Here is a 12,857-nt window from a genome sequence, read left to right as displayed (position 1 = left end):
TTTTATTGGAATTGAAAAATCTACCCTTTGGTTTTTTGGTAGGCTTCTTCCTTAAGTTCATCACTGGCAACAATCGCCAATTCAACACGTCTATTTTTAGCCTTGCCTTCGGAAGTTTCATTGCTTTCACGTGGCTGGGTCTCCCCGTACCATTTTGTAGTAAACCTACCGCTGGAAATTCCTTTTGCAATTAAATAACTTGTTACTGACTCTGCTCTTTGTTGGGATAGTTTCCAATTGTATTCATCGCTTCCGGCACTATCAGTATGTCCTTCTACCAAAATATTGGATTTTGGGTATTCTTTGAAGATACCTGCCAACTTATCCAAAGTTGCAGCTGAAGTTCCTTTAACGTCAGATTTGTTGGTATCAAAATAAACCCCTGCTTCTTCATTGAAGGTAACGTTGATTCCCTCTCCCACTCTTTTTACTTCTGCACCAGGGATTTCCTCTTCAATTCGCTCTGCTTGTCTATCCATTCGGTTACCGATATAGCCTCCGGCCGCACCACCAACAACAGCTCCAATAATAGCTCCCAAAGCAGTATTTCCCTTTCCTACATTATTTCCTATTACTCCTCCTATTACCGCTCCACCGGCAGCACCGATCACAGCTCCTTTTTGGGTGTTATTTGCATTTCTTGTTGCATCACAGCCTACAATCAGTCCGAATGTCAATACAATGGCTGCGCTTTTCAATACTATACTTCTCATGTGGTTATTTTTTTGTGAATTCATAAACTATGGTTACCGGTTCACCATCTACGGAAACATGGGATTTAAGGGTCATGGCCTGTGCCGAAATGCTAGCAATATTCAAGCGATAGCCTACCCCTCCAGAGATATCCTTTCTTTTTTCATCAATAAATTTGAATTGTAGCTGGCTGCTATAATTCTGTTGTGGCTCTACTACTGACCATCTGAAAAAACGATCACCACCTTGGCAAAATGTACTTTGTGAAATGGTATATCTTCCCGTGCTGTTGTTGTCCCTGAAGAACCAGTCGCTTCCTTCAAAGCAAATATCTTCTGCGTCATTGAAGATTACCGATTTAAAATTTCCTGTGTTGTTTTCATAGGAAATATTGTCAAGCGTCCAAGAACCGCTAAAAAGGTTCCTCTGATCTCTAGCAGATTTGGAAACCGAGCACGACGTGAGCAGCAGCCCCGCCAATGCAACAAATAAGAATGCTTGTTTCATCATAAGAATTGGTATTTAGATCTTTATATATACGTATGAGACACTTTTTGGACCCCGAGGTCATGTTAAAAAATGTTAAAGTCTCAAATTAGTATGCCACTAGTTCCAACAGGGCATTTTCAAAACGTTGTTGTGGCAGATAATTCTTTTCCAATTCTCTGGCAAATGGCACCGGAGTTTCCAGGCTTCCCACTCTTTTTATCGGGGCATCCAGGTACTCAAAACAGTTTTCCATGACCATTGCGGAAATATCACTGGCTATTCCACCAAACAATGTATCTTCTTGTAAAATGATAAGCTTGCCCGTTTTCTTCACTGAAGCATAAACGGCTTCTATATCTAGAGGTTGAAGTGTACGCAAATCTATAACATCTGCATCAATTTCCGGGTGTTTTTTCAAAGTTTCTATAGCCCAATGCACCGCTGCACCATAGGTTACCACCGAAACTCCTTCACCTTCTTCCAGCAAGTTTGCCTTTCCTAAGGGTAAAGTATAATAGTCGGTGGGTACATCTCCATACACACTGCGATATAACCCTTTATGTTCAAAGAACAACACTGGGTTCGGGTCATTTATGGCGGTATTCAATAGCCCTTTGGCATCGGAAGGAAAGGCAGGGTATACCACTTTTAATCCGGGTGTCTTGGTAAACCATGCCTCGTTGGTCTGGGAATGAAAAGGTCCGGCACCTACTCCACCCCCACAGGGCATTCTTACAACCACATCTGCATTTTGCCCCCAACGGTAGTGGACTTTTGCCAAATAGTTGACGATAGGATTGAAACCAGAGCTCACAAAGTCGGCAAATTGCATTTCCATAACTGCTTTCATTCCATTTATGGACAGTCCCATAGCTGCTGAAACTATGGCCGACTCGCAAATGGGTGTATTCCGTACTCTTCGCTTGCCAAATTTTGAAGTAAAACCTTCGGTAATCTTGAAAACCCCACCATATTCGGCAATATCCTGACCCATAATGATCAATTCGTTATGACGCTCCATGGACTGCTCCAATCCTTGGGAAATGGCATCTACAAATCTAATATTTTCCGAGTTTTCATTCGGAATAACTTCTTCGTAATCAATATCTTGGTATACTTCTTCTAATTCTTTGCTTTCATTAAAAGAAACAGTAGGTTCATCAAAAGCTTTTTTTAGGTTTTGATTTATTTCTTCAGTGATTTCGGCCTTAAATTGATCAATCTCTTCTTGTGCAATTACACCTTCTTCCAACAAGAAGGCTTCGTAATTTGAAATAGGATCTTTTTTAGCCCAGTTTTTCATTAATTTTTCAGGAACATACTTGGTACCACTGGCCTCCTCGTGTCCTCGCATTCGGAAAGTCTTAAATTCCAAAAGTACAGGTCTTGGCCTTTTCCGTATAGCTTTGGCCAACTCATCTACTTTGGTGAAGACCTCCAAGATATTGTTGCCATCAATAATTCTGGATTCTATACCATATCCTTTGGCGCGATCTGCCAAATGTTCACAATTAAACTGCTCATTAGTCGGGGTTGAAAGCCCATATCCGTTGTTCTCAATACAAAAAAGCACTGGGAGATTCCAAACAGAAGCAACGTTCAATGCTTCATGAAAATCTCCTTCGCTGGTCGCCCCTTCTCCTGTAAAAACAGCTGTCACTCGTTTGTTTCTTCGTAAGATATCCGCAAGGGCAATACCATCAGCAACACCCAATTGAGGACCTAAATGGGAAATCATTCCCACGATTTTATAGTCCTGGGTCCCAAAATGAAAACTACGGTCCCTACCTTGGGTAAACCCATTCATTTTACCCTGCCACTGCGAAAAGAGCCTATCCAGAGGGACATTTCTAGAAGTAAACACCCCCAGGTTTCTGTGCATGGGCAATATATACTCGCTCTCCTTAAGTGCATTTGAAACACCAACGGCAATAGCTTCCTGACCAATTCCACTGAACCACTTGGAAATTTTCCCCTGCCGAAGCAGAATCAACATTTTTTCCTCTATCATTCTGGGCTTTAACATCCCCCTGTAAAGGTTAATCAATTGGTGTTGGTCCAAATTACCAATGTGGTATCTCATATCTTCAAAATTCGATGGGTAAAAGTAGTAAAAATGACTTCCATGGCATTCCAAAATCTGCAAAGGTTTAGCATAATTCATTACTTTTGGCAGTAAACAAAAACTAAAATCATGAGTTCAATTCCCAGTGCAGACCTAGAGGATTTTATCTCAGGAGACCCGGCCCGTAAAGAGAAATTTGTTAAAGAAATTGGAGGGGCATTTGAAAATATAGGCTTTGTGGCACTCAGTGGCCATTTCCTTTCTGATGAACTCGTTGAGAACTTATACTCGGAGATTAAAAAATTCTTTCAATTACCCCAAGAGACTAAGGATAAATATGAGATCGAGGGTATTGGCGGTCAACGGGGCTACACATCGTTCGGGAAAGAACATGCCAAAGGAAAAAAGGAAGGCGATCTAAAAGAATTCTGGCATTTTGGACAGTATGTAGACAACAATCCGAAGCTTGAGGCCGAATATCCTGATAATGTTTCAGTGGGAGAGCTTCCAGGGTTTAATACTGTTGGAAAAGAAACCTATAAAATGTTGGAAAAAACCGCTAAATATGTTTTACGCGCCTTGGCCCTTCATTTGGGATTGGATGAACTCTATTTTGACCAATGGATCAAAAATGGAAATTCCATTCTCCGCCCCATACACTATCCTCCAATAACAACGGAACCCAAAAATGCAGTTAGGGCGGCGGCTCATGGAGACATCAACTTGATTACCCTGCTCATGGGCGCACATGGAAAAGGACTTCAGGTACAAAATCATGAAGGAGAATGGGTTGATGCTATTGCCAAACCAGATCAGCTGATGATCAATGTTGGTGATATGCTTTCTCGTTTATCCAACAACAAACTAAAATCCACCATACATCAGGTAGTGAATCCGCCGAGGGAGCTGTGGGGAACATCCCGGTACTCCATTCCCTTCTTTATGCACCCGGTTAGCGAAATGCCTCTCAATTGCCTTGAAAACTGCATAGATAAGGACAACCCTAAAGGATTTGAGGACACAACAGCTGGTGAGTATTTGCACGAAAGGTTGATTGAGCTAGGTTTGGTAAAAGAGTAGCATGGATTTACAGGATCAACTCAAAAACCTTTTTCCGGACCATATTCCTGAGAATACTGATTCAGCGGAAGAAAAAAGTCCAACCTACTGGATGCAGGAAGAGCCGATCCTTTGCAAATATGAAAAGAGAAAAGGCAAACCCATCACCATTCTTGAGGGATACAACGGAGCGGATAAGGATTTTAAAGCGCTTACAAAAGATTTAAAAACCCTGTTAGGTGTAGGTGGCAGTTACAAAAAGGATATAATTATTATCCAAGGGGACTATCGTGACAAAATCATGGCCCATTTAAAAGAACATGGTTTTGCTGTAAAAAGAGTTGGGGGCTAAATCCAGTCTAAAGGATGATTTCATTGCATACTTGTTAAAACTAGACATTGAAAACCAATGTTTTACGAAAAAATTTTTATCTTCTTGGTATAAGTCTTACTTTTAATATTCCTTAACCAACGAAAACTGAACTGAAAATGAAATCACTGTTGCACATAACCAACGGGGACGCTTTCACTTCTAAACTGCAATCATTGAATCTAAAGGGGGATATCATCACATGGCGTGAAATGCTGTGTGAGGGCAAAACCCTATGTGCGGTTGGCAGCGAATCTTTTTGGAAAACACGATTTGAATTTCTTAGCAAAAACTACAAGGTCTCAAAATCGTGGTTTGTTGAAAAAACCCTGAAAGAATATAGATCTCTTTGCAATCATAAGCAACAAGATCAAATAGTTCTATGGTTTGAATATGACCTCTTCTGCCAAATCAATATGCTGGCGGTCCTCAGTTGGCTAAAAACACATAGAAGACATGCAGAGATATCACTTGTATGTAGTGGAAGTGAAGATGAAAGTGCCAAGCTCTATGGTTTAAATGAGCTTGATAATGATAAACTACTGGACCTTTATAAGAACAGAACGGTTTTAACTCAAGACGATATTGAGTTTGCGGATTATGTTTGGCAATTGTACTGCAGTGATAACCCTATTAGGTTAGAAAATTTAATAGCTCATAATGGATTCCAGTTTGAGTACCTTTCCGAAGCCATAAAAGCACACTTGAGAAGGTTTCCAACCATTAAAAATGGTTTAAATGAGTTGGAAAATCGAGTTTTGGAGACTGCAGAGAGTGAAAATCCTAAGTCCAGAAAGGAATTGCTTGGCAAATTGCTGACCAATCAAGGGTACTATGGATTTGGCGATACGCAGTACGAGCGTATTGTTACCTCCTTAAAACCTCTTTTCAATTCGTTCAACCCAGTCAAATTGACCAAAAAAGGTCGTGAGGTTTTGAATAATCAAACAAATTATTATTCGCAAATACGTGATAATCAATTATATCTAGGTGGTTCGTTAAAGTATAACTTCTTATATAATACAGCCACTGACCGTATATTAAAACTTTAAAATATGCCCATAGGCGACTCAGAGCTTATTCTGAACCCTGATGGCAGTATCTACCATCTCAACCTTCTTCCGGAAGACATTGCGACTACAATCATAACTGTTGGGGACCCCAATCGGGTTAGGCAGGTGTCCAAGTTTTTCGATTCTATTGAACTTCAGAAGGAAAAAAGGGAATTCATTACTCATACAGGCCACTATCAAGGAAAAAGAATCAGTGTGATTTCCACAGGAATCGGAACCGATAATATTGATATTGTTTTTAATGAATTGGACGCCCTGGCCAATATAGATTTTAAAACTAGAGAGGTTAAAGAGAAAAAAATACCGTTAGATATTATACGGATTGGTACATCTGGAGCGATACAACCTGATATCCCAATCGACTCATTCGTTCTTAGTGCTTCAGGTATTGGTTTGGACAGTTTGTTGCACTTCTATGATGCTGGACAAGTGCGAAACCTTGAAATGGAGAAAAAGCTAAACGACCATTTGGGCTGGAAACAGTATAATATCACCCCATATGCGGTTGATGCTGATGAAAATCTTGTTGAAATATTTAGCTCAAATCGTATACAATTAGGTATAACAGCTACTAATTCAGGGTTTTATGGACCACAGGGTCGGACTCTTAGACTACCTCTTAGAATTCCGGATTTTCATGATAAACTGGCGTCCTTTTCCTTTGGAAAACACCCAATCACCAACCTTGAAATGGAAACTTCCAGCATGTATGGCTTAGCCAAATTGCATGGACACAGGTCCGTTTCGCTCAATGTGATATTGGCCAATAGACCCACCCGTGAATTCTCCAAACAAGGATACAAATCAATAGACAACCTCATTGAATATGCCTTGGAAAAACTTATTGCTAACACTTAAAATCTGTAATTCCCTCTTATCTTGAGTGGTCATTGTTTCATAACTTAAATACGCTTTATATAACAAAAGAAATTGATGAAACGAGTTAAGATTATCGGTGTCCCTGAGCATTTCAATCTTCCTTGGCATCTAGCCATTGAAGAAGGAGCATTTGAAGACCGAGGAATCAAATTGGAATGGACAGACATTCCTGAAGGTACCGGAAGAATGTCACAAATGCTTGAACAAGGTGAAACCGATTTGGCCATCATACTTACCGAGGGTATTGTGAAAAGCATTTCATATGGCAATCCATGCAAAATAGTCCAAGAATATGTCTCCTCTCCTCTACTTTGGGGAATACATGTTGCATCGGATAGTACAAAAGAATCCGTTTCAGAACTAAAGAATGATGCAATTGCCATTAGTAGGATGGGAAGTGGAAGCCATCTTATGGCCTACATCAATGCCCAAAACCAGGGATGGAGTACTGAAAATCTAAAATTCACCATCATCAACAATCTTCAAGGGGCAGTAGAAAATTTAAGTAATGGCTCAGGGGCTTACTTTTTGTGGGAACACTTCACCACAAAACCTTTGGTGGATCAAGGAACTTTCAAACGCCTTGGAGACTGTCCCACTCCATGGCCATGTTTTGTAATTGCTGCAACCAATTCCTTTCTGGAGGAACACGCAAGCCTATTGGACCACATTTTGGATGTCATAAACACTTACACGATTGAATTTAAGCAGATTCCAAGTATAGATAGGACCTTGGCCAATAGATACAACCAAAAACTGGAAGATATCCAGAATTGGCTCTCCAAGACAGAATGGGGACAGCAACAAATCTCAGAGGAAACGCTCGAAGAGGTTCAAAACAGATTGGCCAGCTTAGAATTAGTTGAAGAGGTTAAGGGCCCCAATACATTTTTGCACGAGGACTAAAATTTGACTGGACTACCAATCTATTCCCGGTTTACCCATTTTTGCCAACAAATCATTGGCTTTGCTGAAATGCTGATTTCCAAACCATAACCCTCTATTTGCACTTAACGGAGACGGATGGCCAGAGGTTAAAATGTGGTGTTTGGACTTGTCGATCAATGAAGATTTCTTTTTGGCAAATCCGCCCCATAACAAGAAAACAACCCCTTCAAGTTGACTGGAGATGGTTTTGATTACCGCATCGGTAAATTGTTCCCAGCCTTTATTTTGATGGCTCCCTGCCTGATGGGCTCTAACCGTCAAAGTAGCGTTTAATAGCAGCACCCCTTGTTCAGCCCATCTCTCCAGATTACCGCTCTTAGGGTAAGGTTTTTCCACATCCACTTTGATTTCCTTGAAAATATTGACCAAGGAAGGTGGATGCGGAATACCATCCTTAACCGAAAAACAAAGCCCATTGGCCTGATTGGGACCATGGTACGGGTCCTGCCCTATAATTACAACTTTTACCTCCTGAAAAGGACAGTGGTCAAACGCCGAAAAAATATCTTTCCCTTTGGGATAACAAGTATATTGACGATATTCTTGTTTTACGAATTGAGTCAACTGTTCAAAATACGGTTGCTCAAATTCATGAGTCAAATGTGTCTTCCAACTGGGCTCAATACTAACCTCCATAGTTAACCTACTTTTTTTTGTTCATTTTGCACAACAAATAAGCAATCCCTACAACAAAATGTAATATGATTACAGCTGCAATAATATAAATTAAAGTATTGTTTTCCCGCATGAAAAAAGATTTGAAGGATTGAATTCAAATTTAGTAAGTAGGTTCTATATTTGGGGTCTCAAAATAAGATTTTAGGAATGAAGGTAGCTTTTGAAATCCATTACCTTAAAAAAAGGTTTCCACTGCGCATAAGCAGAGGGGTTAGAGATGGGCAGTACAACCTATTTGTTTCAGTAACCGATGGCGAACATACAGGATGGGGAGAGACGTCACCCGGTGCTTCAGAAGGAGCGGCAACGGCCGAGGAAGCCCAAGAACAGCTGGAAGCTTTCCTAAAAAAGGAACCTAACCTGAATTCACCTCACGATACGTATGACCTGGCCCTAAAATACGGCTTAGCTCCATGTGCTTTGGCCGCTTTGGATATTGCTTTATGGGACTTATTGGCAAAAAAGGCAAATATGCCCTTATACCAAATGTTGGGGTATTCAAAACCCACTAAACCCACCTCCATTACCCTAGGAATAATGACCCCGGAAGAAGCGACTGAACGACTTCCCCTGATCTTGGAGCAGGATGGAATACGAACCCTTAAGGTTAAGTTGGGAAATCCCGAAGGCATTGAAGCGGATAAAGCCATGTACCAATCCGTTCTTGAGTATCATAAGACCTACCCTATTTCCATTAGAGTTGATGCTAATGGAGGCTGGAATGTTAAGGATGCCAAGCACATGATGCAATGGTTGTCTGAACGAAATTGCGAATATGTGGAACAGCCCTTAAAGGAAGGAAAAGAAGCATATCTGCCAGAACTCTTTAAAAATAGGCCCCTGCCCATTTTTGTGGACGAAAGCTGTCGTTTTGCCACGGACATTCCCAAATGGGCGCATGCCGTTGATGGTGTCAACATGAAGCTCATGAAATGTGGGGGTGTTACTGGAGCCCTACGTATCATTTCCACGGCTCATGCATTTGGGCTCAAGACTATGATAGGTTGTATGGGAGAAACTTCAATTTCCATAGCTGCAGGAGCAGCGGTTTCCGGAGCGCTGGATCATATCGACTTGGATTCCCACCTAAACCTCAATCCTGACCCTTGTGAGGGTGCTCCCCTGGTAAATGAAATCACTATGCCCATGGACGTTCCCGGACATGGAGGGAAATTCAAGGCCTAAGACCTAGATTAAAAAATTCATCAAACTTTAATTTTATGATGATGGACCAGAACAAAAGAATCTGTTTGTATATGGAAGGCGCATTGGACAATGATTCTGGGAAAATGGGCTTTGGCCTTATGCGTTTCTCCAAACATCCCATAGCATGTGTGATAGACTCCAAGTATGCTGGAAAAACAGTGGATGAAGCAGTGGATTTACCATATAACATTCCGGTGGTTGCCTCAGTAAAAGAAGCTATTGCTATGCAATCAGAAATCATGGTATTGGGAATAGCCCCAAGTGGAGGCCGTTTTCCCATGGAATGGGATGAACCCGTCTCCCAAGCTTTGACACATGGTCTTTCACTGATCAATGGATTGCATGACGATCTTAATTCCCGCTTCGGTCACCTTTTGAAACAAAACTTCATCTGGGACGTGCGAAAACCAAAACCGTCCTACCCTATTGCGACCGCCAAAGCTGCCGAACTAAAGAACAAAAGAATCTTAATGATCGGCACGGACATGGCAGCAGGAAAAATGACGGCCGGCCTAGAACTTTATGCAGAACTGCAGACCAATGGAATAAAAACCGGATTTGTACCTACCGGACAAATAGGTATTACCCTTATGGGTAATGGTATTCCCCTTGATGCCATTAAGGTGGACCAAGCTGCCGGAGCAGTAGAAGAAGCTGTTTTGGAACAGGCCAACAACGATATCATCATAATTGAAGGGCAAGGTTCTTTGGCCCATCCGGGAAGTACTGCTACCCTTCCCTTAATCCGAGGCTCCCAACCCACACATTTTATCTTGTGCCATAAGGCCGCCCACGCAAACCTGCGATATCCTGTTTCCCATATAGCCATACCTCCTATTGATGAGTTTATTAAGCTTAATGAGGCCTTGGCCAGTGTCTGTGGCTCGTTACAACCAGCGAAAACTATAGGAATCGCGTTGAATACTGTAGGTCTCACAAAAGAGGAAGCCCAAAACAAGATAGCCGAGATTGAACAACAAACAGGAATCCCCACCACTGATATGATTCGTTTTGGGCCCAAAAAATTGGTCAAAGCCGTTCAAGAGATTTGAAGTTTCTACTTTTCATTACTATGATTGCCCATAGAAGCTAACAAAGACAAATCCCCTATCTTTGCCTGGCTATTAAAAGAAAATGCAGCGCATACATCCCAAAACACTCCAAGATTTAGAGTTTCCAACGGTATTGCAGCAACTTTCATTACGTTGCAACACCGAATTGGGCAAGGAAAGTGCACTCCAGATTCAACCCTTTCAGGACAAGGATTTGTTGATTGACATTTTGGGTCAAACTTCGGAGTATTTAGCCTCGTTTTCCAATGAAAACCGAATTCCAAATCACGGATTTGACAACGTCAATCCGGAATTAAAGCTACTCTTGATCGAAAACACCACATTGGAGATTCCTGGTTTCAGAAAAATTGGGAATATCTGCAAGACCGTGGCCATCCATCAAAAGTTCTTCAAGAAGTTTAAGGAATATTACCCCCTACTTTTTGAAAAAGTCAATGAATTAGAGGTCAACTCGGAGATTCCATCTTCCATAGACAATGTTATTGACAAATTCGGTGAGATTAAGGACAATGCCTCCGATGAACTTAGACATATCCGGAGGCAAATTGGTGAAGTTCGAGGGAAAATCAATCAAAGCTTTGGAGCCGCATTGGCCAAATATCAATCTCTCGATTTTTTGGATGACATCCGGGAATCGGTAATGGAAAATAGAAGAGTGCTGGCAGTTAAGGCCATGCACCGCCGTAAGGTTAAGGGAAGCGTCATGGGCAGCTCCAAGACTGGAAGCATTGTTTACATTATTCCTGAAACTACGGTTGGATACACTAGAGAACTCTCCAATTTGGAGTTCGATGAAAAGGAAGAAATCCAACGAATCCTGAACGAGCTTACCGACTCTATCCGACCTTTTCAGCCATTAGTTTTAGCGTACCAGACCTACTTGACCCACATTGACATTACAGCCTCAAAGGCCAAGTATGCATCGGAAATGAACGGTTTACTTCCAAAAATCAATGAAAACAACCAGTTGTTCCTAAGAGATGCGTACCATCCGCTACTTTATCTGGCCAACAAACAAAAAAATGAAAAAACCTGGCCACAGACCATAGAGCTTCAACCGGAAAATCGAATCATAGTCATATCAGGCCCTAATGCAGGAGGAAAAAGTATAACCCTAAAGACCATCGGGCTACTTCAGGTGATGTTTCAAAGTGGGCTGCTTATTCCAGTTCACGAACGTAGTTCCGTATGCTTTTTTGATAAGATACTTACGGATATTGGAGATAATCAATCCATTGAAAATCATCTAAGTACGTATAGTTATCGATTGAAAAACATGAACCACTTCTTAAAGAAGTGTAATGACAAAACCTTATTCTTGATCGATGAATTTGGAACTGGAAGTGATCCCGAGTTGGGAGGTGCCTTGGCCGAAGCATTTTTGGAAGTTTTCTATGAGCGTGAAGCCTATGGAGTAATCACCACCCACTATGCCAATTTAAAAGCATTGGCCGATGAGCTGCCCCATGCTACAAATGCCAACATGCGTTTTAATTCCAAAACTTTGGAACCGACTTTTCAACTCGTACTGGGCGAAGCCGGAAGCTCCTTCACTTTTGAGGTGGCCCAAAAGAATGGAATCCCCTACTCTTTGATCAATAAGGCAAAGAAAAAGATAGAACGCGGTAAAGTACGGTTCGATGCCACCATTGCCAAGCTACAAAAGGAACGGAACAAAATGGCACAAACCGGCTCCAGACTGCAGGAAGAAGAAACCAAAGCAAGAGAAGAGGCCAGTAGACTAGAGGAATTGAACACAAAAATCAAAACCAAACTTGAAAGCTACCAAGAGCTTTATGACCATAACCAACGTATGATCCAGTTGGGCAATAAGGTGAACACTGTAGCCGAGAGATACTTTGTAGACAACAAGAAAAGACCGTTGATTTCTGAGTTGCTTCGCATTGTGGAAACAGAGAACAGTAAGCGTAAAAAAACCAACGCCAAAAAAGTAAAGGCCAAACAAGAAAAGCAAAAACAAGTGGCCCAAGAGCTGGAAAAGAAGATTGTAAAAGTCCGCAAAGAAAAAAAGGCTGAAAAGAAAAAAGCCATAGAAAAAGAAAAGAACAAACCCAGACCGGTTTTTAAGATTGGAGATAGGGTTCGTTTGATGGATGGCAAAGCCGTGGGAAGTATTGACACTTTGGAAAAAGGGAAAGCTGTTGTCAACTATGGCATGTTCACTACTAATGTGAGTGTAGACCAGTTGGAGCTTGTAGAGGCCAAAAAGTAAATCCATGTCAGGTCGAGCGCAGTCGAGACCTAAAAAAAGATTCCCGCTTTCGCGGGAATGAGAAATCAGAATAAATAACAGCCGGCATCAA

General features: G+C 41.4%; 12 protein-coding genes. 8 read left to right on the top strand and 4 right to left on the bottom strand.

Features of this window, described 5'->3' with window-relative positions; translation table 11 throughout:
* Nucleotides 1-20: 20 nt before the first annotated feature.
* From DX873_RS04920 to DX873_RS04910, 3 genes are all read right to left on the bottom strand, one after another.
* Nucleotides 21-713, bottom strand: coding sequence for a YiaD family glycine zipper/OmpA-like lipoprotein (locus tag DX873_RS04920; RefSeq protein ID WP_116183819.1), 693 nt, complete (start codon nucleotides 711-713; stop codon nucleotides 21-23).
* Between the two features lie 4 nt (nucleotides 714-717).
* Nucleotides 718-1,203 carry a lipocalin family protein gene (locus DX873_RS04915; RefSeq protein WP_116183385.1) on the bottom strand — a complete coding sequence of 162 codons (486 nt, stop codon included), beginning with the start codon at nucleotides 1,201-1,203 and terminating at the stop codon, nucleotides 718-720.
* Nucleotides 1,204-1,288: 85 nt separating this feature from the next.
* Nucleotides 1,289-3,265, bottom strand: a complete 1,977-nt coding sequence (locus DX873_RS04910; RefSeq protein ID WP_116183818.1) for an alpha-ketoacid dehydrogenase subunit alpha/beta — start codon at nucleotides 3,263-3,265, stop codon at nucleotides 1,289-1,291.
* A gap of 111 nt (nucleotides 3,266-3,376) precedes the next feature.
* Here DX873_RS04910 and DX873_RS04905 point away from each other — a divergent pair, with 111 nt between their 5' ends.
* From DX873_RS04905 to DX873_RS04885, 5 genes are all read left to right on the top strand, one after another.
* A complete protein-coding gene (locus tag DX873_RS04905) occupies nucleotides 3,377-4,327 on the top strand; it encodes an isopenicillin N synthase family dioxygenase (RefSeq protein ID WP_116183384.1) in 951 nt (316 codons plus the stop codon).
* Between the two features lies 1 nt (nucleotide 4,328).
* On the top strand, nucleotides 4,329-4,658 hold the full coding sequence (locus DX873_RS04900; protein WP_116183383.1) for a translation initiation factor: 330 nt from the start codon (nucleotides 4,329-4,331) through the stop codon (nucleotides 4,656-4,658).
* A gap of 137 nt (nucleotides 4,659-4,795) precedes the next feature.
* On the top strand, nucleotides 4,796-5,728 hold the full coding sequence (locus DX873_RS04895) for a DUF1835 domain-containing protein (protein ID WP_116183382.1): 933 nt from the start codon (nucleotides 4,796-4,798) through the stop codon (nucleotides 5,726-5,728).
* A gap of 3 nt (nucleotides 5,729-5,731) precedes the next feature.
* Entirely contained in the window at nucleotides 5,732-6,607 is an 876-nt protein-coding gene (locus tag DX873_RS04890; RefSeq protein WP_116183381.1) for a nucleoside phosphorylase, read from the top strand.
* Nucleotides 6,608-6,682: 75 nt separating this feature from the next.
* Nucleotides 6,683-7,534 carry a substrate-binding domain-containing protein gene (locus tag DX873_RS04885; RefSeq protein WP_116183380.1) on the top strand — a complete coding sequence of 284 codons (852 nt, stop codon included), beginning with the start codon at nucleotides 6,683-6,685 and terminating at the stop codon, nucleotides 7,532-7,534.
* A 12-nt stretch (nucleotides 7,535-7,546) separates the two neighbouring features.
* On the opposite strand, the gene ung is transcribed toward DX873_RS04885, so the two are convergent.
* A complete protein-coding gene (gene ung, locus DX873_RS04880) occupies nucleotides 7,547-8,212 on the bottom strand; it encodes a uracil-DNA glycosylase (protein ID WP_116183379.1) in 666 nt (221 codons plus the stop codon).
* Nucleotides 8,213-8,401: 189 nt separating this feature from the next.
* Between ung and DX873_RS04875 the strand changes: the two genes are divergently transcribed.
* The 3 genes from DX873_RS04875 to DX873_RS04865 all read left to right on the top strand — a co-directional run bounded on the left by DX873_RS04875 (nucleotide 8,402) and on the right by DX873_RS04865 (nucleotide 12,766).
* On the top strand, nucleotides 8,402-9,439 hold the full coding sequence (locus tag DX873_RS04875; RefSeq protein WP_116183378.1) for a dipeptide epimerase: 1,038 nt from the start codon (nucleotides 8,402-8,404) through the stop codon (nucleotides 9,437-9,439).
* A 35-nt stretch (nucleotides 9,440-9,474) separates the two neighbouring features.
* Nucleotides 9,475-10,512 (top strand): N-acetyltransferase DgcN family protein, encoded by a 1,038-nt coding sequence (locus DX873_RS04870; RefSeq protein WP_232520858.1) that lies wholly within the window; start codon nucleotides 9,475-9,477, stop codon nucleotides 10,510-10,512.
* A gap of 82 nt (nucleotides 10,513-10,594) precedes the next feature.
* Nucleotides 10,595-12,766: an endonuclease MutS2 gene (locus DX873_RS04865; protein WP_116183377.1), complete on the top strand. Its 2,172-nt coding sequence runs from the start codon at nucleotides 10,595-10,597 to the stop codon at nucleotides 12,764-12,766.
* Nucleotides 12,767-12,857: the final 91 nt, after the last annotated feature.

This window comes from Flagellimonas nanhaiensis (genome assembly GCF_003382275.1).
Classification (GTDB): Bacteria; Bacteroidota; Bacteroidia; order Flavobacteriales; family Flavobacteriaceae; genus Flagellimonas; species Flagellimonas nanhaiensis.
The sequence above is the reverse complement of the archived record's forward strand: the minus strand, read 5'-3'. Positions and strand labels throughout refer to the sequence as shown.